Below are 20,858 nucleotides of genomic sequence, written 5' to 3' on the forward strand. Positions count from 1 at the left end.
GATCCGGAGTCTGCGCGCGGGCGGCGCCGGGGACCAGGGGATTTCGGGCCAGGAGCCGCCCGGCTGATCGATCAAAGATCGTTTCCGCAGGTCACGCCGCGTGTCCACTTAGGCAAACCTAAGTGATGCACGGCACCGTGTGCTCGTCACCACGCCGCTTGTCAGGCTCTGAGGAATTACGCAACAATGGCGTTGTGAAAAACGTCGGCGAGGCTCAGGAGGCTCCTGCGGGAGCCCCGCACGAGGAGCTCGCGACCGGGTTTCGTAGCGATCGATCGACGCGCAACCGGGTCGCGCGGTCCATCCTGGACCACGGCCCCTCCACGGTCGCCGACCTCGCCGGACGTCTCGGCCTCACCCAGGCCGCCGTCCGCCGTCACCTGGACGCCCTGGTCGCCGACGACGTCGTGGAGGCCAAGGAGCAGCGGGTCTACGGCGCGCGCACCCGCGGCCGCCCCGCCAAGGTGTTCGCCCTGACGGACTGCGGCCGGGACGCCTTCGACCAGTCCTACGACAAGCTCGCCGCCGACGCCCTGCGCTGGATCCAGGAGCAGGCCGGCGGGGACGAGGCGGTCGTCGCGTTCGCCCGGGCCCGGATCGCCGCGCAGGCCGCGCCGTACAAGGCGGCCGTCGAGGCGGTGGAGCCCGAGGAGCGGGCCCAGGCCCTGGCCAGGGCGCTGAGCGCCGACGGGTACGCTGCCACTGCGCGCAGCGCGCCCCTCCCGCAACACGGCGAGCAGCTCTGCCAGCACCACTGTCCGGTCGCCCACGTGGCGGAGCAGTTCCCGCAGCTTTGCGAGGCGGAGACCGAGATGTTCTCCCGACTGCTCGGCACACACGTACAGCGACTGGCCACCATCGCCCACGGCGACGGCGTCTGCACGACGTTCATCCCCAAGGGCGCCACCGAGACCATCACCAACGCATCTGCAAGCACCGCCGGGAGGAACCCCGCATGACTCTCCCCATCGAGGAGACGGCCCACCCCGAGCTCGAGGGCCTGGGCAAGTACGAATACGGCTGGGCGGACTCCGACGAGGCCGGTGCCGCAGCGAAGCGCGGCCTGAACGAGGACGTCGTCAAGGACATCTCGGGCAAGAAGTCCGAGCCGGAGTGGATGACGAAGCTCCGCCTCAAGGGCCTGAAGCTCTTCGAGAAGAAGCCCATGCCGAACTGGGGCTCGGACCTCTCCGGCATCGACTTCGACAACATCAAGTACTTCGTGCGCTCGACGGAGAAGCAGGCGGAGTCCTGGGAGGACCTGCCCGAGGACATCAAGAACACGTACGACAAGCTCGGCATCCCGGAGGCGGAGAAGCAGCGCCTCGTCGCCGGTGTCGCGGCCCAGTACGAGTCCGAGGTCGTCTACCACCAGATCCGTGAGGACCTGGAGGAGCAGGGCGTCATCTTCCTCGACACCGACACCGCCCTCAAGGAGCACCCGGAGCTCTTCAAGGAGTACTTCGGCACCGTCATCCCGGCCGGCGACAACAAGTTCGCCGCGCTGAACACGGCGGTGTGGTCCGGCGGCTCGTTCATCTACGTGCCGAAGGGCGTGCACGTCGAGATCCCGCTCCAGGCCTACTTCCGTATCAACACGGAGAACATGGGCCAGTTCGAGCGGACGCTGATCATCGTCGACGAGGACGCCTACGTCCACTACGTCGAGGGCTGCACCGCGCCGATCTACAAGTCGGACTCGCTGCACTCCGCGGTCGTCGAGATCATCGTGAAGAAGGGCGCCCGCTGCCGCTACACGACGATCCAGAACTGGTCGAACAACGTCTACAACCTGGTCACCAAGCGCGCCGTGGCGTACGAGGGCGCGACCATGGAGTGGATCGACGGCAACATCGGTTCCAAGGTCACCATGAAGTACCCGGCCGTCTACCTGATGGGCGAGCACGCCAAGGGCGAGACGCTGTCCATCGCCTTCGCGGGCGAGGGCCAGCACCAGGACGCCGGCTCCAAGATGGTCCACATGGCGCCGAACACGTCGTCCAACATCGTGTCGAAGTCGGTGGCCCGCGGCGGCGGCCGTACCTCGTACCGCGGTCTCGTCGAGATCGGTGAGGGCGCGGCCGGATCGAAGTCGAACGTGCTGTGCGACGCGCTGCTCGTCGACACCATCTCCCGCTCCGACACGTACCCGTACGTCGACGTCCGCGAGGACGACGTGTCCATGGGTCACGAGGCGACGGTCTCCAAGGTCTCCGAGGACCAGCTCTTCTACCTGATGAGCCGCGGCCTGAGCGAGTTCGAGGCCATGGCGATGATCGTGCGCGGCTTCGTCGAGCCGATCGCCAAGGAACTGCCCATGGAGTACGCGCTCGAGCTCAACCGGCTGATCGAGCTGCAGATGGAAGGCTCGGTGGGCTGACGCCCGCCGCCGTCTCTCGTCAAGCCACTTACCCGTAAGAAAGCGAGCGCTACGACAGCCATGGCTGAGGCTCAGAACATCCCGGCCGGTTCGACCACCGCCGGAACCATCGCGGTGGCCGCCGAGTCGACCGTCGCCACGCGCATGAGCGCGCCCCCGTCCTTCGACGTGCAGGACTTCCCGGTCCCGCACGGCCGCGAGGAGGAGTGGCGGTTCACGCCGCTGGAGCGGCTGCGCGGGCTGCACGACGGCACCGCCGTCGCGACCGGCACCGGCGTCAAGGTCGACGTGGAGGCGCCGGCCGGTGTCACCGTCGAGACCGTCGGCCGTGACGACGCCCGCGTCGGCAGGGCCGGCACGCCCGTCGACCGGATCGCCGCGCAGGCCTACTCGGCCTTCGAGCAGGCCTCCGTCGTCACCGTGCCGAAGGAGACGGTGCTCGCCGAGCCCATCCGCATCGCCGTGCACGGCGAGGGCGGTGTCGCCTTCGGCCACCAGGTCATCGAGCTGGGCGCCTTCGCCGAGGCCGTCGTCGTCCTCGACCACACCGGTGACGCCGTGCTCGCCGCCAACGTCGACTACCTGCTCGGCGACGGCGCGAAGCTGACCGTCGTCTCCGTCCAGGACTGGGACGACAAGGCCGTGCACGTCGCGCAGCACAACGCGCTCGTGGGCCGCGACGCCTCCTTCAAGTCCGTCGTCGTGACCTTCGGCGGCGACGTCGTCCGCCTGCACCCCCGCGTGCAGTACGCGGCCACCGGCGGCGAGGCCGAGCTGCTCGGCCTCTACTTCACCGACGCCGGCCAGCACCAGGAGCACCGCCTCCTGGTCGACCACAACACCCCGCACTGCAAGTCGAACGTCGTGTACAAGGGCGCGCTGCAGGGCGAGGAGGCGCACGCCGTGTGGATCGGCGACGTCCTCATCGAGGCCGCCGCCGAGGGCACGGACACGTACGAGATGAACCGGAACCTGGTGCTGACGGACGGCGCGCGCGTCGACTCCGTGCCGAACCTGGAGATCGAGACCGGCGAGATCGTCGGCGCCGGTCACGCCTCCGCCACCGGTCGCTTCGACGACGAGCAGCTCTTCTACCTGATGGCCCGCGGCATCCCGGCCGACGAGGCGCGCCGCCTCGTCGTGCGCGGCTTCTTCGCCGAGCTGGTCCAGCAGATCGGCGTCGACGACATCGAGGCGCGGCTGCTCGAGAAGATCGAGGCCGAGCTGGAGGCCACGGTCTGATGGCTTTCGTACGCGCCTGTGGGCTGAGCGAGCTGGAGGAGGACACCCCGAAGCGGGTGGAACTCGACGGCACGCCGGTCTCGGTCGTCCGCACCGAGGGCGAGGTGTTCGCGATCCACGACATCTGCTCGCACGCGAACGTGTCGCTCTCCGAGGGCGAGGTGGAGGACTGCCAGATCGAGTGCTGGCTGCACGGCTCCGCGTTCGACCTCCGCACCGGCAAGCCGTCCGGCCTTCCCGCGACGCGCCCCGTCCCCGTATACCCCGTAAAGATCGAAGGGGACGACGTGCTCGTCTCCCTCACCCAGGAGTCCTGAGGCACCCATGGCAACGCTTGAAATCCGAGACCTGCACGTCACCGTCGAGGCCGACAACGCCACGAAGGAGATCCTCAAGGGCGTCGACCTCACCGTGAAGCAGGGCGAGACGCACGCCATCATGGGCCCGAACGGCTCCGGCAAGTCGACCCTCGCCTACTCCCTCGCGGGTCACCCGAAGTACACGATCACCGGCGGCACCGTCACCCTCGACGGCGAGGACGTCCTCGAGATGTCCGTCGACGAGCGCGCCCGCGCCGGCCTGTTCCTCGCCATGCAGTACCCGGTCGAGGTCCCGGGCGTGTCGGTGAGCAACTTCCTGCGCACCTCCGCCACCGCCATCCGCGGCGAGGCCCCCAAGCTGCGCACCTGGGTGAAGGAGGTCAAGGAGGCCATGGAGCGTCTCCAGATGGACCCCTCCTTCGCCGAGCGCAACGTGAACGAGGGCTTCTCCGGCGGTGAGAAGAAGCGCCACGAGATCCTCCAGCTCGAGCTGCTCAAGCCGAAGATCGCCGTCCTCGACGAGACCGACTCCGGCCTCGACGTCGACGCCCTGCGCATCGTCTCCGAGGGCATCAACCGCGTCCGTGAGAACGGCGAGGTCGGCACCCTCCTGGTGACGCACTACACGCGCATCCTGCGCTACATCAAGCCGGACCACGTCCACGTCTTCGCGGGCGGCCGCATCGTCGAGTCCGGTGGCGCCGAGCTCGCCGACCAGCTCGAGGCCGAGGGCTACGACAAGTACGTGAAGGGTGGCGTATCCGCGTGACACAGCTGCCGGGCCTCCTCGACACCGAGGCGATCCGCAAGGACTTCCCGATCCTCGACCGGGTGCTCCACGACGGCAAGAAGCTCGTGTACCTGGACAACGCGGCGACCAGCCAGACGCCGCGCCAGGTCCTCGACGTCCTGACCGAGTACTACGAGCAGCACAACGCCAACGTCCACCGGGGCGTGCACGTGCTGGCCGAGGAGGCCACGGCGCTGTACGAGGGCGCGCGCGACAAGGTCGCCGCGTTCATCAACGCGCCGAGCCGCGACGAGGTCATCTTCACGAAGAACGCCTCGGAGTCGCTCAACCTCGTCGCCAACATGCTGGGCTGGGCCGACGAGCCGTACAAGGTCGATCACGAGACCGAGATCGTGATCACGGAGATGGAGCACCACTCCAACATCGTTCCGTGGCAGCTGCTCTCGCAGCGCACCGGCGCGAAGCTGAAGTGGTTCGGTCTGACGGACGACGGCCGTCTCGACCTGAGCAACATCGACGAGGTCATCACCGAGAAGACGAAGATCGTCTCCTTCGTGCTCGTGTCGAACATCCTGGGCACCCACAACCCGGTCGAGGCCATCGTGCGCCGTGCCCAGGAGGTGGGCGCGCTGGTCCTCATCGACGCCTCGCAGGCCGCGCCGCACATGCCGCTCGACGTGCAGGCGCTCCAGGCCGACTTCGTGGCCTTCACCGGCCACAAGATGTGCGGCCCGACCGGCATCGGCGTGCTCTGGGGCCGCCAGGAGCTGCTCGAGGACCTGCCGCCGTTCCTCGGCGGCGGCGAGATGATCGAGACCGTGTCGATGCACTCGTCGACGTACGCGCCGGCGCCGCACAAGTTCGAGGCGGGCACGCCGCCGATCTCCCAGGCCATCGGCCTGGGCGCGGCGATCGACTACCTGAACTCGATCGGCATGGACAAGATCCTGCGCCACGAGCAGGCGCTCACCGAGTACGCGGTGAAGCGGCTGCAGGAGGTTCCCGACCTGCGGATCATCGGTCCGGCCACGGCCGAGGACCGGGCCGCCGCGATCTCCTTCACGCTCGGCGACATCCACCCGCACGACGTGGGCCAGGTCCTCGACGAGCAGGGCATCGCGGTCCGGGTCGGCCACCACTGCGCGCGGCCGGTCTGCCTGCGGTACGGAATTCCTGCGACCACGCGAGCGTCGTTCTATCTGTACTCCACGCCCGGCGAGATCGACGCTCTGGTCGACGGCCTGGAGCACGTACGGAACTTCTTCGGCTGAGGGGCTGGCTGGGAACGTGAAGCTGGATTCGATGTACCAGGAAGTCATCCTGGACCACTACAAGCACCCGCACGGGCGCGGTCTTCGGGATGGCGACGCCGAGGTGCACCACGTCAACCCGACGTGCGGCGACGAGATCACCCTGCGCGTGAAGTACGCGGGCGAGACCATCGAGGACGTCAGCTACGAGGGCCAGGGCTGCTCCATCAGCCAGGCCTCGGCCTCGGTGCTGAACGACCTGCTGGTCGGCAAGGAGCTCGCGGACGCGCGGAAGATCCAGGAGACCTTCCTGGAGCTGATGCAGTCCAAGGGACAGATCGAGCCGGACGACACGATGGAGGAGCTCCTGGAGGACGCGGTCGCGTTCGCCGGGGTCTCCAAGTACCCCGCCCGGGTCAAGTGCGCCCTCCTGAGCTGGATGGCGTGGAAGGACGCGACGGCCCAGGCCTTCGCGGAGGAGGCGAAGACCGCATGAGTGACAACACGGCTGTGGAGATGAAGCCGGCCTCCGAGGAGGAGGTCAAGGAAGCCCTGTACGACGTCGTCGACCCCGAGCTGGGCATCGACGTGGTCAACCTGGGCCTCATCTACGGCATCCACATCGACGACGCGAACATCGCGACGATCGACATGACGCTGACGTCCGCGGCCTGCCCGCTGACCGACGTCATCGAGGACCAGGCGAAGTCCGCCACCGACGGCATCGTCAGCGAGCTCCGGATCAACTGGGTCTGGATGCCGCCGTGGGGCCCGGACAAGATCACCGACGAGGGCCGCGAGCAGCTGCGCGCGCTCGGCTTCAACGTCTGATCGGCTTCGGCGCCTGATCCGTACGTGTACGTGCTTTCCGGGCGGGCCCGGTTCCCTGTGAGGGGAGCCGGGCCCGCCCGGCGTTTTCCGGCACATCATGTGTACGGGCGTACGCAACGATGTGTACCCTCGTACACATGGGTTACGTACTGCTCGCCGGCGCGATAGCCGCCGAAGTGGCCGCCACGACGGCCATGAAGTACAGCGAAGGGTTCAGCAGGCTCTGGCCCTCGCTCATCACCGTCACCGGATACGTCGTCGCGTTCGCGCTGCTCGCGCAGACGCTCAAGACCGTCCAGATCGGCACCGCGTACGCGATCTGGGCCGGCGTCGGCACGGCCGTCATCGCCGCGATCGGCATGATCTTCCTCGGCGAGGGACTGACCGCGGCGAAGGTCGCCGGGATCGCCCTCGTCATCGGCGGGGTCGTGCTGCTCAATCTGGGCGGGGCGCACTGATGGCCCGCCGCTACGACCCCGAGCGCCGCCAGCGCATCATCGACGCCGCGATCCGGGTCGTCGGCGCCAAGGGCATCGCCGGGCTCAGCCACCGCACCGTCGCCGCCGAGGCCGACGTACCGCTCGGCTCGACGACGTACCACTTCCGCACCCTCGACGAGCTGCTCGTCGCCGCCCTGCGGCAGGCCAACGAGGGCTTCGCCAAGGTCGTCGCCACGCACGGCGCCTTCCAGGACCCGCGCACCGACCTCGCCGCGGAACTCGCCGACGTCCTCGGCGACTGGCTCGCCGGCGACCGGGTCGGCGTCGAGCTCGAGTACGAGCTGTACCTCGCGGCCCTGCGCCGCCCCGCCCTGCGCCCCGTCGCCGCCGAGTGGTGCACGGGCCTCGCCGAGGTCATCGCCGAACGGACCGACCCCGTCACGGCCCGCGCCCTCGTCGCCCTCATGGACGGGATCTGCCTCCAGGTCCTGCTGACCGACGGGACCTACGACGCGGGCTTCGCGCGCACGATGCTGGACCGGCTCATTCCGCCCCGTGCCGCCGGTGCGCCCGGCAGCTGAGACGGGCGGGGCACCGGTTCGCCTCCGCGGGGCCGCGCCGATTAAGTTGGGGCCCATGACCGACACGACTGCTACGCGTACCACCGGCGCCGTCGCCGCAGGCCTCGCCACCGTCACCACCGACGGCACCGTTCTCGACACCTGGTTCCCCGCTCCCGAGCTGGTCGCCGAGCCCGGCCCGGCCGGCACCGAGCGGCTGACCGCCGAGCAGGCCGTCGAACTCCTCGGCGAGGGCGCCGCGAAGGCGATCGGGCCCGACGCCCGCCGCGGTGTCGAGGTCGTGGCCGTGCGCACGGTCGTCTCCTCCCTCGACGACAAGCCGCTGGACGCGCACGACGCGTACCTGCGCCTGCACCTGCTCAGCCACCGCCTCGTCAAGCCGCACGGCCAGAGCCTCGACGGCCTCTTCGGCCTGCTGGCCAACGTGGCCTGGACCTCGCTCGGCCCGGTCGCCGTCGACGACGTCGAGAAGGTCCGCCTCAACGCCCGCGCCGAGGGCCTGCACCTCGCCGTGACCAGCATCGACAAGTTCCCCCGCATGACCGACTACGTCGCCCCCAAGGGCGTGCGCATCGCCGACGCCGACCGCGTCCGCCTCGGCGCGCACCTCGCCGAGGGCACGACCGTCATGCACGAGGGCTTCGTGAACTTCAACGCGGGCACCCTCGGCACCTCGATGGTCGAGGGCCGCATCTCCGCCGGCGTCGTCGTCGGCGACGGCTCCGACATCGGCGGCGGCGCCTCCACGATGGGCACCCTCTCCGGCGGCGGCAACGTCCGCATCACCATCGGCGAGCGCTGCCTCGTCGGCGCCGAGGCCGGCGTCGGCATCGCGCTCGGCGACGAGTGCGTCGTGGAGGCCGGCCTGTACGTCACGGCCGGCACCCGCGTCACCATGCCCGACGGCGAGATCGTCAAGGCCCGCGACCTGTCCGGCGCCTCGAACATCCTCTTCCGCCGCAACTCGGTCACCGGCGCCGTCGAGGCCCGCCCGAACAACGCGGTGTGGGGCGGCCTCAACGAGGTCCTGCACAGCCACAACTGACACCGTCACGCCTGAACCACAGCGGCCCGCGCCGGGACTCGGCGCGGGCCGCCGTGTGTCGTGGGCGAGTGCCCCGCGCGGCCCCTCGAAAACTTCTCGGAAGAGTTTTCCCGGCAGGGGCATAGCGGGGAGCGGTCGCGGTCGTCATCAAGGGCAGAGGCACCACATGGGTGGGGAAGTGAAGGTGACGATGGACGCAGGCAGAGACCCGGACCGCCGCGGCGCGGAGAGTTTCCGGGAGTTCGTGGCGAACCGTTCGTCCGCGCTGCTGAAGACCGCCGTCCTGCTCAGCGGGGGCGACCGGCACGCCGGCGAGGACCTGCTGCAGAACGCGCTCATCAAGGTCGCCGGGCGCTGGAACAAGGTGGACGACCCGGAGGCGTACGTGCGCCAGGTCCTCTACCGGCAGCAGATCAGCAGATGGCGGCTCAAATGGCCCCGCCGCGAGGTGAGTTACGGGGAGGTGCCGGACGCGCCCGCGGCCGGCGACGGCGGCACCGCGTCGGCCGAGCTGCGGATCGTCCTGAGCGCCGCGCTCTCCCGGCTGACCCCGCGCCAGCGCACCGTCCTGGTCCTGCGCTACTTCGAGGACCTGCCCGAGGCCGACGTGGCCCGGCAGCTCGGCTGCTCCGTCGGCACCGTGCGCTCCACCACCCACCGCTCCCTGGCCCGGCTGCGCGCCCTCGCGCCCGAGCTGGCCCTGCTCGGCGCGTCCGGTGCCGAGCAGCCGCCGTCCCGTGACTACTCGCCCGTGGAGGTGCGCCCGTGAACCTGGACGAAGTGATCAAGGACGCGCTGCACGAGCAGGCCGCCGCAGTGGTCCCCGCGCCCGCGGATCTCGCCGACCGGGTGCTCGCCGCCCGGCGCAGGCGCCGCACCCGCACCGTCGCGGCCGGCGCCGCGACCGTCACCGCCGTGGTCCTCGGCGCCGTCCTGGTGCCCCGGTACGCCGGCGACCAGGACGTCAGGCCCGCCGGGGTCATCGGCTCCGAGGACGTCATCGCGCACCCCGACCAGTCGCCGCCCAAGGACGCCATCGCGGCCGGACGGGTCGCCCTGGCCTCCTTCTCGACGATCCGGCAGGTCGTCTTCGACAACGGGGACGGGCGCCTGAGCCGCACCTACGGCGTCCTCGACCCGACCACGAAGACGTACCGCAAGACCACCCGCTGGTCCTGGCTCACCGTCGCTCCAGGGCTGCGCACCGCCGCCGTCCTGGAGAAGAACCTGCCCGCCGAGCGCATCGGGCTGCTCGACCTCGCGACGAACAAGGTGAAGCGGTGGATCCCCCTCGCGCAGGGGGCCGCCGGGCTCCAGTTCTCGCCCGACGGCAGCAAGCTCGTCGCGACGACGTACGCGAAGGACCCCGACGCCCTCTACAAGCGCAACGTGGTCGACTACGGCGACGGCAAGACGATGCCGGGCCCCGACATGGATTCGTCCCGGACCGGTTTCGCGGTCGTCGACGTCGCGACCGGACACAGCGACTGGCACAAGGTGACCGACAACGAGGACACCAACTCCCGGCAGGACTTCTCGTTCAACCCCACCGGCAGGCTCGTGCACGCCGGCGTCATGACGGGCGGGGTGCCCGAGCAGTACTTCGACCTCAAGGGCCGCAAGGCACCGGTGCCGCCCGAGGAGCGCCACGCCCAGTGGTACGTCCAGGCGGGAATCTCGCCGAGCGGCAAGCTCGTCGCCGGGGACTTCGCCGGGCGCGGCAAGGAGATCGCCGTGGCGGTGAACGACGCCAGGACCGGCAAACAGGTCGCGAAGCTGCCCGCGCAGCAGTTGCTCGCCTGGGCCGACGACAAGCGGCTCATTGCGTGGGGCTGCGATCCCAAGAAGTGCGCCGGCAAGGGCGAGTTCCGCAATCAGCTGCTCCTCGTCACCCTCGGCAGCCGCGAGGTCGTCCCGCTCAGCGACTTCCGCAAGGCGTCCGCCGAGTATCCGGGCCGCTGGATCCCGGAGTTCACCACGCGGTGACCAGGGGGGTCCGGTACGCCGCCAGCAGTCCGCCGGCCGCCTCGCGGCCGGCGGGCAGCAGCGGGGCGCGGACCGGGCCGCCACCGGGCAGGCCCAGGGCGCCGAGCAGGGCCTTCGCGGTGACGGAGCCGGGCAGGCCCGCGTTCATCATCGCGTCCGTCAGCGGGAGCACCTCGCGCTGGAGCCTCGCGGCCCCCGCCGTGTCGCCCGCGTCGAAGGCGTCGACGATCGCGCGGAAGGCGGCCGGGACGACGTTCGCCACCGTCGAGACGCAGCCCGCGCCGCCCAGGGCGCGCAGCGCCAGCACGTACTCGTCGCAGCCCGTGTAGTACGCCAGATCGGTGGCCGCCATGACCTTCTGGGTGCCGAGGAGGTCGTAGGCGCAGTCCTTCACGGCGACGACGCGGGGATGAGCCGCGAGCGCGATCATCGTCGCGGGCTCGATGCGGGTGCCGGTGCGGCCGGGGATGTCGTAGAGCATCACCGGCAGCCCGCTCGCGTCGGCGAGCGTGCGGAAGTGGGCCTCGACGGCTTCCTGCGGCGGCCGGCTGTAGTACGGGGTGACCGCCAACAGGCCGTCCGCACCGGCCCGTTCGGCCGCGCGGGCCAGCTCGGCGCTGTGCGCGGTGTCGGCCGTGCCGATGCCGGTGAGCACGTGCGCGCGCCCGGCGACCGCCTCGCGCACCGCCCGCACCAGGGAGGTCTTCTCGGCGTCCGACGTGGTGGGGGACTCGCCGGTCGTCCCGGACAGGACGAGGCCCTCGCAGCCCTCGGTGACGAGCCGGTCGGCGAGCCGCTGGGCGGCGTCCAGGTCCACGGCGCCACCGTCCTCGGTGAACGGGGTGACCATCGCGCACAGGACGCGGCCGAACGGGGAGGCGGGAAAGACGGTGTCGTCGCTCATGCAGGGAGTGTCGGCCGCCCGACCGTGAAGCTCCACTTAAATCTGCTAAGACATGAAGCGGAGCAGCGCTGAAGGATGGCCGGGACGGCGTACGGACCGGACACCTGAGCGGGGCCGGTTTTCCTTCAGTCGGACCATCCTGAATCCGATGAACCGCACAGAGAGTGCCGGACGGTTCACTAGGAGTGAGTGGTGCGAGACGTGGTGCTGGCCCTGGCCATGCCCGCCGTGATGTGCGCGAGCGGGATCTACGCGGCGGCCGACGCGTGGTGGCGCCGCCGACGCCCCTCGCCCCCGCCCTACTCCCATGCCGGGCTCCGCCTCGCGGGGCAGCGCGCCGTCGCCGTGGCCGAAGCCGTCGTGGCCGACGAGTACGCGCTGCTCACGGCGGCCGGACGGCCGGCCGACCTCGCGGGCCGGCCGGCCGACTGACCGCTCACGCTCACGTACCCGCGCGCTCACGGGCGCAGACGCAGCACCTGCGGGTCGTGGTCGCTGATCTGGTCGTGGAACTCGCTGTTGATGTGCACGCTGTCGTACGCGAACGGGCCCTTGCGGATCGACGGGCTCACCAGGATCTGGTCCAGAACCTGGCTGTTGCCCTGGTAGTCGTAGGTGTAACGCTCCTTCTTGGGCAGCGACTTGATGGCCGACCACAGCGCGCCGTCCGCCTCCAGACGCTGCGCGGTCCCGGAGAACTCGAAGTCGTTGATGTCGCCGAGCGCGATCACGTCCGCGTCCCGCCGCACCTTCAGGATGTCCTTCACGAACGCGTTGACCTCCTCGGCCTGCGCGTGCCGCTGCGTCTCCGAGCTGCGCGTCGGCGGCTGGTACTGCGAGGCCAGCGCCTGGTCACCGCCCTTGGACGCGAAGTGGTTGGCGATCACGAAGACCGTCTTCCCGCGGAAGACGAACTCCCCGGCCAGCGGCTTGCGGCTGCTCTTCCACGCGGTGGACGCGGGGTCGATCCGGCCCGGGGACGCGGTCAGCGCCGGCTCGCCCCGCTCCGTGCGCACCACGCCGACCGGGGTCGTCGCGTCGCCGCCGGCGCGGTCGGTGAACGACACCCGGTCCGGGTTGAACAGGAACACCTGGCGGATGTTGCCACCCGGCTCGCCGCCGTCCTGGCCGTCGACCGGGTCGATGCCGCGCCACTCGTAGCGCGGGCCGCCCGCCGCGACGATCGCGTCGATCAGCTTGTTCACCGTCACGTCGGAGGCGACCGTGCCGCTGTTCTTCGCGCCGTCGTTGTCCTGGATCTCCTCCAGGGACACGATGTCCGGCGCCTGCAGGTGGTCGACGATCGCCGCCGCGTGCGCGGCGAACGTGCCGTCCGAGGGGTCCAGGTTCTCCACGTTGTACGTGGCCACGGCCAGCTCGCCGGACTTCTGCGCACGGGTCGTCTCGCGCTCCAGGCCGCCCTGCTCCAGGGTGCCGAGCTCCCGCGCGACCAGCGTGTAACCGCCGTACTGGTTGAAGTCCAGGGGGCCCTCGGTCGTGCCCGCGAGGGTGTCGCCGACATCGGCCTTCGGGAAGTCGGCGACCGCGCCCAGGGACTGGATCTGCAGCCGGCCACCGTTCTGCGAGGCGTAGGAGCCGTAACGGGAGCCGCCGCGCTCGGTCCGGTTCTCGCGCGGCCGCACCGTGACCCACAGCTCGGTGTGCGGGTCGGTCGCCGTGACGACGCGCGAGGAGCCGATCCGTACGTTCTGGCCCTCCAGGGACTCGTAGTAGTCCAGGGCGTAGGCGCGCGGCCGGAGCGGCAGGCCGTTGACCGAGCCCTGCGCGGCCGGGTCGCCCGCGGGCGCGTACGCGGCCGGGACCGAACGGGAGTCGATCGTGGTGACCGGCACCGCGTTGCCGGACGAGACGACGGTGACCGTCGGCTTGGTTATCTCGGTCAGCGACTGGTTGCCCGACGAGGCGCCGCCCGGGACGTACTCGGAGACCGTGCCGGACACCTTGACCGCGTCGCCCGTCTTCACGGTCGGGGCGGAACCGGTGAAGACGAACACGCCCTCACTCGTGGCCGGGTCGGCGTCCGGCGCCGTGTCCTCGAACCAGAAGCCCTTGACCGAGCCGTAGTTGCGCACCCCCGTCACGACGCCCGCGACATCCGCGACCTGCTGCCCCGCGAGCGGGGAGAGCCGGGTGGAGCCCTGGATGTCGTGGATGGCGACGGTGTCGGCGTGGGCGGGCGACACCGCGAGGACGGTGCCGGCCGCACCGCAGGCGGTGACGACGGCGAGCGCGGCGAGCCGCGAACGGGAGAACACGGACAACGCGCTGCGCGCGGGGCGTGCTGACTGACTCGGCAAGGGGATCCCTCCGGGGACGTGCGAGTGGCGAGCGCCGGGACGAGGGCGGACTGCCGTCCGACTTCTACGCGCGTCAATCTCTTGTGTGCCCGGGGGAGTTGTCAAGGTTTCGTGAGTGGCCGCACGCGGTCGGGGAGCCGACTGGCAGATGAACCCGGCGGCAAGGGTGCAAATCCGTCTAGGCTGAGCGGTCGCAACGTAGCTCATGAGGAGAACCAGCCGATGTCAGACAGCTCCACCCTGCCGCCGGTACGGCTGCCCGCCGAAGCGGAGCTGGCGCGGGACGCCCTCGCCACCCCCCTCCTGTCGCGCGCGGTGCGGCTCGCCCGCTGGGCCGGGCCCGGCACCCTGGTCGGCGCGGGCGGCGAACTCGTCGACGAGCAGCTGCCCGCCGCGGCCGCCGAACTCGGCCTGCCCGACGACGCGGACGGCGCCGCCGACGCGAGCGAGGCGTGGCGGGTCGCCGTCGACACCGGCCTGGTGGAGATCGTCGACGAGGAAGAGGGCACCGTCACCGTCGGCGAGGAACTCGGCGTCCTCACCTCCGGCGGACCCGCGGACGTCCTCGCGCTGTGGCGCGCGGCGCTGGAGACGGTGCTGGCCGACGCGAGCGTGCCCGACCTCGACGACCTGGTCGACGCCATGGAGGAGGGCGGCGAGATCGACTTCTCGCAGCTCGACTGGGACCCCGAGGCGGAGGCCGAGTTCCTCGACGGCGTCCTCGGCAACCTCTACCTGCTGACCGTCACCGAGGGCGGCGCGGGCGAGGGCCCCGTGCCGCTGCCCGCCCTCGCCGCGTCGATGATCGTCCCCGACGACATGGGCGAGCCCACCGACGACGTCCTGGAACAGGTGTCGGACGCGATGATGCGCCTCGACGACCAGTTCCGGATGCTCGCCCCCGTCGGCCTCGTCGAGTTCCAGCCCGTGGACGAGGCCCTCATGGCCGACATCGACTCCGACGAACCGGCCGCCCCCGTCGACGAGTCCGACATCGCGCGCTACGGCATGGTCCGCCTCACCCCGCTCGGCCTCCACGGCATCCGCGCCCGGATGCTGGAGGCCGGAATCGACGCGCCGGCCGTCGGCGACCTCGCCGACAAGGGCGCCGACGCGCTGCTCGACGGCACCTCCGCGTTCCCGCAGGCCGCCGCCCAGGCCGAGATCGAACAGTGGCTCGCCCGGCGCGAAACACTCGCCTCCGCCCGCGAGTTGCTCGGCGCCGCACGCGGCGGCGACCAGGGCGCCCCGCTGCGCCGGCTGCGCTGCCAGCAGGCCCTGTCCCTCGTCGGCACCGAGGCCGAGCCCGCGCTCCGCGAGGTCCTCCAGGACCCGGAGTTGGGCGGCCTCGCCCGGGTCTGGCTCGCCGAGCACGGCGCCACGGACGTGCCCGCGCCGTCCGAGGACCTCGTCTTCTGGCTGACCGTCGACACGATCGCCGCGCAGCTGTCCCTGGAGGGCAACTCGGAGGAGTTGCAGGCCCTCGTCGAAGGGCTCGCCGCGCAGCACAGCGGCTTCTTCGCGGCGGCCTGGCGGGTCGACCACCCCGCCACCGCCGACGTCCTGGAGGCGATGGGCCGTCTCCACCCGGACAAGAAGGTCGCCAAGGAGGCCCGCAAGGCCGCCTTCAAGGCGAGGTCCGCCTCCGGCGGCTGAGCGGACGCCCTTGCGCTCGGGCCGCTCGGGGGTCGGGTTTGCGGGTGGGGCTGCGCGTTGGGGGCGTTCGCCGTGAGGGCGGGGTTCTCTGGGCGGGCGCGGGTTGTGGTCCTGCTTCGCGCAGTTCCTCGCGCCCCTTACGGGAATGATCCTCGCGGCGGCGTGGTCGGACGGCGCCGCCGGAAGTCGGGGCAGTGGGTGCCTGCGCGTCGGGCGGAGTTCAACCGGTGTTCGCGCGGGCGCGGGAGCGTGTGGCCGAACCGGGTGTCTCGAAAGGGACGCCCCGCGGTCCTCACCCCCCGACCACTCCCGTCACCTCCGCAGGAGACAGCCACCATGTCGCTCACTCGCAGGGACTTCGCCCGACGCTCCGCGGCCACCGGCGCCGGCGTCGCCCTCGCCGGTTCCGTCGGCGCCCTCGCCACCGCGCCGGGCGCCCTCGCGGCCACCGACACCGCCGACGTCACCGACGCGGACCGGCACGGTCCGGCCGACGGCCCCGGGTACGGTCCGCTGCGGGCCGACCCCGCCGGCATCCTCGCGCTGCCGGCCGGATTCTCGTACAAGGTCATCACCTACAGCGGGAAGACCAAGCTGGAGTCCGGCGAGTTCACGCCGTCCAACCACGACGGCACCGCCACCTTCGAGGGCCCCCGCGGCACCACCCTCCTCGTCAACAACCACGAGCTGGCCGGCGCCCGCGACAAGTGGCCGCACCCGGTGCCGCTCACCGAGGGGCTCGTCTACGACCCGGCCGCGGCCGGCGGCTGCACCGTCGTCGAGGTCCGCCGCGGCGGCGAGGTCGCCGAATGGGTCGGCATCGCCGGCACCGCCACCAACTGCGCGGGCGGCTCCACCCCCTGGGGCACCTGGCTGACCTGCGAGGAGACCGAGGACAAGGCCGGCAAGAACGGCTTCACCAAGGACCACGGCTACGTCTTCGAGGTCGACCCCTACGACCGCCGCGCCAACCAGGCCCCCAAGCCGATCAAGGCCCTCGGCCGCTACGCCCACGAGGCCGTCGTCATCGACCCCAAGCGCGGCCACGCCTTCCTCACCGAGGACGCCTCCGGGCCCAACGGCCTGCTCTACCGCTGGGTCCCGCCGCACGGCTTCAAGCACGGCCGCGGCAAGCTCGCCACGCTCGCCGACGACGCGGGCGTCCTCCAGGCCTTCAAGTGCTTCGACTCCGGCGGCCGCTTCGTCGACGACCTGTCCCGCGCCACGAAGACCGGCACGGTCTACGGCGTCGACTGGGTCGACGTCCCCGACCGCGACGCGAAGACCGTCTCCACGCGCAAGCAGTTCAAGGACGGCGAGATCACCCGCGCCCGCAAGCTCGAAGGCATGTGGTGGGGCGACGGCGGCGCCTACATCGTCTCCTCCTTCGCCCGTGACGAGAGCCCCGTCCAGCACGACGGCCAGGTCTGGTTCTACGACCCCAAGCGCCGCACCCTCACCCTGAAGGTGCTCCTCGGCGTCAACCCCGACCCGTCCCAGGACGGCGCCCTCGACGGCCCGGACAACATCACGGTCTCCCCGTACGGCGGCCTCGTCATCGCCGAGGACGGCGAGGGCGTCCAGCACCTGTTCGGCGCGACCGAGCGCGGCCGCACGTACCCGATCGCGCGCAACGACCTGAACATCGGGACGGAAGAGGAGCCGGAGTACAGCGAGTTCACCGGCGTCACCTTCTCGCCCGACGGCCGCACCCTCTACGCCAACATCCAGACCCCCGGCATCATGCTCGCCATCACGGGGCCCTGGAAGCGTCAGCGCTGAACCCGCTGAACTCCTCCGCGCCGGAATTTAATTGCCTGGCGACCGGTCACACACCGCCCTAGAGTTTTTCTCACGCCGCACCTCCCGGTGCGAAGGCCACGGTTACTTCCTCTCCAGAAGACAGCACCGCGGCCGGCAAGATCTCGGGAGGCGTAGCAGATGGTGTGTGCCCGGTGCGCAGGCAACGGTTACTTCTCCTAATCCGGGGGTTGCGGGTTCGAGTCCCGTCACGCGGTCGTTCGCACGGCTGCGGTAGCTCAATCGGTAGAGCACCGGCACAGTTCCGTCGCCGACTTCTGATCTCGGGCACGCTCCATTCGCTGCGCCTCCCTCGCTTTCGCGCTTTCGCTGAATTCGGGGGAATTCTCATGGCACGTTTCAACCGCAAGTCCGTACAGGCCGCGCTCCGTTCCCCGGTGCGCACCACCGGCCGCGTCCTGCGCACCCACGAGGGCGGCCGGGGCGCCGAGCGCGACGAGCGCTCCGAACTCTTTCTGCTCTCGGTCGCCAACTTCGTGTCGCAGCAGACCTTCTACGAGGACGGCGCGGCCCGCGACGACCGCTTCACCGACCTCGTGCGCCGGCTCGCCGTGAGCGACCCGGAGTGGACCGCGGGCCTGCTCGGCTGGCTGCGCGGCGAGGGCAACATGCGCACCGCGTCCCTCGTCGGCGCCGCCGAGTACGTGCACGCCCGGCTCGCCGCCGGCGCCACCGACGGCCCGTCGAACCGGCAGGTGATCGCGTCCGTGCTGCGCCGCCCCGACGAGCCCGGCGAACTGCTCGGCTACTGGGCGCAGACCCACGGCCGCGCCCTGCCCAAGCCGGTCAAGCGCGGCGTCGCCGACGCCGTCCGCCGCCTGTACCACGGCAAGGCCCTCCTGAAGTACGACACCGCTTCCAAGGGCTACCGCTTCGGCGACGTCCTGAACCTGGTGCACGCGGCGCCGGACCCCGAGCGGCCGGGGCAGGGCGAGCTCTTCCAGTACGCGCTCGACCGCCGGCACCACCCGGAGACGGCCGAGGCGCCGGCCTCCAGCCCGGTCCTGGTCGCGCACCGCGAGCTGATGGCGGTGCCGGCCGCCGAGCGGCGCGCCATGCTGCTCGCGCCCGACGGCGCCGAGCGGCTCGCCGCGGCCGGCATGACCTGGGAGGCGCTGGCCGGCTGGCTGCAGGGTCCGATGGACCGGGCGGCCTGGGAAGCGGTGATCCCGTCCATGGGCACGATGGCGCTCGTCCGCAACCTGCGGAACTTCGACGAGGCCGGTGTCTCGGACGAGGTCGCGGCGGGGGTCGCGGCCCGCGTCGCGGACCCGGCCGAGGTGGCGCGCTCGCGCCAGTTCCCCTTCCGCTACCTCGCCGCGTACCAGCACGCGCCGTCGCTGCGCTGGGCGTACCCGCTGGAGCGGGCGCTCGGCCACTCGCTGGCCAACGTGCCGTCGCTGCGCGGCCGGACGCTGATCCTGGTGGACCGCTCCGGCTCGATGTGGAGCCCGCTGTCCGACCGCTCGCAGCTCAACCGGGCGGACGCGGCCGCGGTCTTCGGCACGGCGCTCGCGCTGCGGGCCGCCGACGCGGACCTGGTCGAGTTCGGCACGAGCAGCGCGCCCGTGAAGTACGGCGCGGGCGAGTCCGTGCTGAAGATCCTGGGGCGGTTCGGGAACCTCGGCGGGACGAACACGACGGAGGCGGTGCGCCGCCACTACCGCGGGCACGACCGGGTGCTGATCGTCACCGACGAGCAGGCCACGTACAGCCACTACGGGGACCCGGGCGAGTCCCTGCCGGCGCACGTCCCGGTGTACACGTGGAACCTGGCCGGGTACCGGGCCGGTCACGCTCCGTCGGCGCCGAACCGGCACACGTTCGGGGGGCTGTCCGACACGGCGTTCCGGATGGTGTCGCTGCTGGAGGCGGGCCGGGACGCGGACTGGCCCTGGGTCCAGGCCGCCGCGTAGGCCGAGTGGCTGGGGTGACGAAGAAAAATCCTTCGGTAAGGGAACGGCAAAGCGGAGCCGCTCGTTACCCCAGTCATGACAGCTATGACCCCCGGCTCGAACATCCCGCTCACGGCGCAGCGCGTGACGGTGGACGTCACGGCCCCCGTGCGCCTGGACGTATCGGGCCTGCTGCTCACCGCAGACGGCAAGGTGCGCTCGGACGACGACTTCATCTTCTACAACCAGCCCGCGGGACCCGGCGTGACGTACACGTCGGGCGGCGGCACGGCGCCCGACGCGATCACGGTGGACACGGCCGCCGTGCCGCCGGGCATCGAGAAGATCGTCGTCACCGCGAGCCCGGACGCCGCGGGCCAGACCTTCCAGGGCGTCGAGCCCACGGCCACGATCCGCAGCGCGGACGACGGCGCGGTCATCGCCACGTTCACGCCGCCGCAGCTGGGCTCCGAGACGGCCCTGGTCGTCATGGAGGTCTATCTGCGGAACGGGGCGTGGAAGGCCCGCGCGGTGGGCCAGGGGTACGCGAACGGGCTGGCGGGCATCGCCACCGACTTCGGCGTCTCCGTGGAGGAGCCGGCCGCCCCGCCCGCGCCCCAGCCCCCGGCCGCCGCCCCCGTCGCACCGCCGGCCCCGCCCGCCGCCGCGATGCCCGCGCCGACCACCCCGCCGGTGGACCCGCGCATCGCCCCGCCCCCGCCCCCGCCGCCCGCGGCCGCCCCCGCGGCACCCGCCGCCCCGGCCCCCGGCGCCGGGAAGATCAACCTGGACAAGGGCCGGGTCAGCCTCCAGAAGAACCAGACGGTGTCCCTCGTCAAGGGCGGCCGCCCGCTGCTGAGCCAGGTCAAGATGGGCCTCGGCTGGGAGCCCGCGTTCCGCGGCAAGGACATCGACCTCGACGCGTCCGTCATCGCGTACGGCCCGCAGCGCAACCACATCGACAGCTGCTACTTCGGCAAGCTCTCGATCGTGAACGGTGCGATCAAGCACTCCGGGGACAACCTGACGGGTGAGGGCGGCGGCGACGACGAGGTGATCGTCGTCGACCTCGGCCGCCTCCCGCAGGACGTCACGGGCCTGGTCTTCACGGTCAACTCGTTCTCGGGCCAGAAGTTCACCGAGGTCGCCAAGGCCTACTGCCGCCTGCTCGACGCGGCGACCGGCGAGGAGCTGGTCCGCTTCGACCTGACGAACGCGGAGCCGCAGACCGGCGTGATGATGGCCAAGCTGATCAAGCAGTTCTCCGGCGAGTGGGAGATGACCGCGATGGGCGACTTCGTGAAGTCCCGCACGGTCCGCGGCATGGTCAAGCCGGCGGCTCAGGCGTTGTAGTCACCCGTCACCGCCGCGACGGCACGGGGAAGGCCGGGCTCCGACGGAGTCCGGCCTTCCCCATGCCCGGGGGGAGACGGCCCGT

The 20,858-nt window shown here is 71.2% G+C and carries 20 protein-coding genes; 18 read left to right on the top strand and 2 right to left on the bottom strand.

Annotation, left to right across the window (positions count from 1 at the left end; all coding sequences use genetic code 11):
- Positions 1-194 precede the first annotated feature (194 nt).
- From IAG42_RS27310 to IAG42_RS27370, 13 genes are all read left to right on the top strand, one after another.
- The gene (locus tag IAG42_RS27310; RefSeq protein ID WP_188339606.1) at positions 195-959 is read left to right on the top strand and encodes a helix-turn-helix transcriptional regulator; all 765 of its coding nucleotides are present in this window, start codon (positions 195-197) and stop codon (positions 957-959) included.
- On the top strand, positions 956-2,380 hold the full coding sequence (sufB, locus tag IAG42_RS27315; protein ID WP_188339607.1) for a Fe-S cluster assembly protein SufB: 1,425 nt from the start codon (positions 956-958) through the stop codon (positions 2,378-2,380). Before IAG42_RS27310 ends, sufB begins: the two co-directional genes overlap by 4 nt.
- A 60-nt stretch (positions 2,381-2,440) precedes the next feature.
- Positions 2,441-3,622, top strand: a complete 1,182-nt coding sequence (sufD, locus tag IAG42_RS27320) for a Fe-S cluster assembly protein SufD (protein ID WP_188339608.1) — start codon at positions 2,441-2,443, stop codon at positions 3,620-3,622.
- Positions 3,622-3,939, top strand: a complete 318-nt coding sequence (locus IAG42_RS27325; RefSeq protein ID WP_067258562.1) for a non-heme iron oxygenase ferredoxin subunit — start codon at positions 3,622-3,624, stop codon at positions 3,937-3,939. Before sufD ends, IAG42_RS27325 begins: the two co-directional genes overlap by 1 nt.
- A gap of 7 nt (positions 3,940-3,946) precedes the next feature.
- Entirely contained in the window at positions 3,947-4,711 is a 765-nt protein-coding gene (sufC, locus tag IAG42_RS27330; protein WP_188339609.1) for a Fe-S cluster assembly ATPase SufC, read from the top strand.
- Positions 4,708-5,964: a cysteine desulfurase gene (locus tag IAG42_RS27335; RefSeq protein WP_188339610.1), complete on the top strand. Its 1,257-nt coding sequence runs from the start codon at positions 4,708-4,710 to the stop codon at positions 5,962-5,964. Before sufC ends, IAG42_RS27335 begins: the two co-directional genes overlap by 4 nt.
- A gap of 16 nt (positions 5,965-5,980) precedes the next feature.
- The gene (gene sufU / locus IAG42_RS27340; RefSeq protein WP_188339611.1) at positions 5,981-6,439 is read left to right on the top strand and encodes a Fe-S cluster assembly sulfur transfer protein SufU; all 459 of its coding nucleotides are present in this window, start codon (positions 5,981-5,983) and stop codon (positions 6,437-6,439) included.
- A complete protein-coding gene (locus IAG42_RS27345; RefSeq protein ID WP_188339612.1) occupies positions 6,436-6,774 on the top strand; it encodes a metal-sulfur cluster assembly factor in 339 nt (112 codons plus the stop codon). Before sufU ends, IAG42_RS27345 begins: the two co-directional genes overlap by 4 nt.
- A gap of 137 nt (positions 6,775-6,911) precedes the next feature.
- On the top strand, positions 6,912-7,232 hold the full coding sequence (locus IAG42_RS27350; RefSeq protein ID WP_188339613.1) for a DMT family transporter: 321 nt from the start codon (positions 6,912-6,914) through the stop codon (positions 7,230-7,232).
- On the top strand, positions 7,232-7,795 hold the full coding sequence (locus tag IAG42_RS27355; protein ID WP_188339614.1) for a TetR/AcrR family transcriptional regulator: 564 nt from the start codon (positions 7,232-7,234) through the stop codon (positions 7,793-7,795). Before IAG42_RS27350 ends, IAG42_RS27355 begins: the two co-directional genes overlap by 1 nt.
- A 55-nt stretch (positions 7,796-7,850) precedes the next feature.
- Complete coding sequence (gene dapD / locus IAG42_RS27360; protein WP_188339615.1) at positions 7,851-8,840, top strand: 2,3,4,5-tetrahydropyridine-2,6-dicarboxylate N-succinyltransferase; 990 nt, start codon at positions 7,851-7,853, stop codon at positions 8,838-8,840.
- 190 nt (positions 8,841-9,030) lie between these two features.
- The gene (locus IAG42_RS27365; RefSeq protein ID WP_188339616.1) at positions 9,031-9,609 is read left to right on the top strand and encodes a SigE family RNA polymerase sigma factor; all 579 of its coding nucleotides are present in this window, start codon (positions 9,031-9,033) and stop codon (positions 9,607-9,609) included.
- Positions 9,606-10,826: a WD40 repeat domain-containing protein gene (locus tag IAG42_RS27370; RefSeq protein WP_188339617.1), complete on the top strand. Its 1,221-nt coding sequence runs from the start codon at positions 9,606-9,608 to the stop codon at positions 10,824-10,826. Before IAG42_RS27365 ends, IAG42_RS27370 begins: the two co-directional genes overlap by 4 nt.
- Here IAG42_RS27370 and dapA read toward each other — a convergent pair.
- Positions 10,813-11,730: a 4-hydroxy-tetrahydrodipicolinate synthase gene (dapA, locus tag IAG42_RS27375; protein ID WP_188339618.1), complete on the bottom strand. Its 918-nt coding sequence runs from the start codon at positions 11,728-11,730 to the stop codon at positions 10,813-10,815. The genes IAG42_RS27370 and dapA overlap by 14 nt on opposite strands.
- A 192-nt stretch (positions 11,731-11,922) precedes the next feature.
- Here dapA and IAG42_RS27380 point away from each other — a divergent pair, with 192 nt between their 5' ends.
- A complete protein-coding gene (locus IAG42_RS27380; protein WP_188339619.1) occupies positions 11,923-12,162 on the top strand; it encodes a hypothetical protein in 240 nt (79 codons plus the stop codon).
- A gap of 26 nt (positions 12,163-12,188) precedes the next feature.
- Here the strand turns inward: IAG42_RS27380 and IAG42_RS27385 are convergent, their stop codons facing one another.
- Positions 12,189-14,006 carry an endonuclease/exonuclease/phosphatase family protein gene (locus IAG42_RS27385; RefSeq protein ID WP_394811252.1) on the bottom strand — a complete coding sequence of 606 codons (1,818 nt, stop codon included), beginning with the start codon at positions 14,004-14,006 and terminating at the stop codon, positions 12,189-12,191.
- A gap of 264 nt (positions 14,007-14,270) precedes the next feature.
- On the opposite strand from IAG42_RS27385, the gene IAG42_RS27390 reads away from it, so the two are divergent.
- From IAG42_RS27390 to IAG42_RS27405, 4 genes are all read left to right on the top strand, one after another.
- Positions 14,271-15,704, top strand: coding sequence for a hypothetical protein (locus tag IAG42_RS27390; protein WP_188339620.1), 1,434 nt, complete (start codon positions 14,271-14,273; stop codon positions 15,702-15,704).
- 336 nt (positions 15,705-16,040) lie between these two features.
- Positions 16,041-17,486, top strand: coding sequence for an alkaline phosphatase PhoX (locus IAG42_RS27395; RefSeq protein ID WP_188339621.1), 1,446 nt, complete (start codon positions 16,041-16,043; stop codon positions 17,484-17,486).
- Positions 17,487-17,854: 368 nt separating this feature from the next.
- Entirely contained in the window at positions 17,855-19,441 is a 1,587-nt protein-coding gene (locus IAG42_RS27400) for a TROVE domain-containing protein (RefSeq protein WP_188339622.1), read from the top strand.
- A gap of 84 nt (positions 19,442-19,525) precedes the next feature.
- Positions 19,526-20,773: a TerD family protein gene (locus IAG42_RS27405; RefSeq protein WP_188341640.1), complete on the top strand. Its 1,248-nt coding sequence runs from the start codon at positions 19,526-19,528 to the stop codon at positions 20,771-20,773.
- The last annotated feature ends 85 nt before the right edge of the window (positions 20,774-20,858 follow it).

Origin of the sequence: Streptomyces xanthii, from assembly GCF_014621695.1 — a bacterium.
Lineage (GTDB): Bacteria > Actinomycetota > Actinomycetes > Streptomycetales > Streptomycetaceae > Streptomyces > Streptomyces xanthii.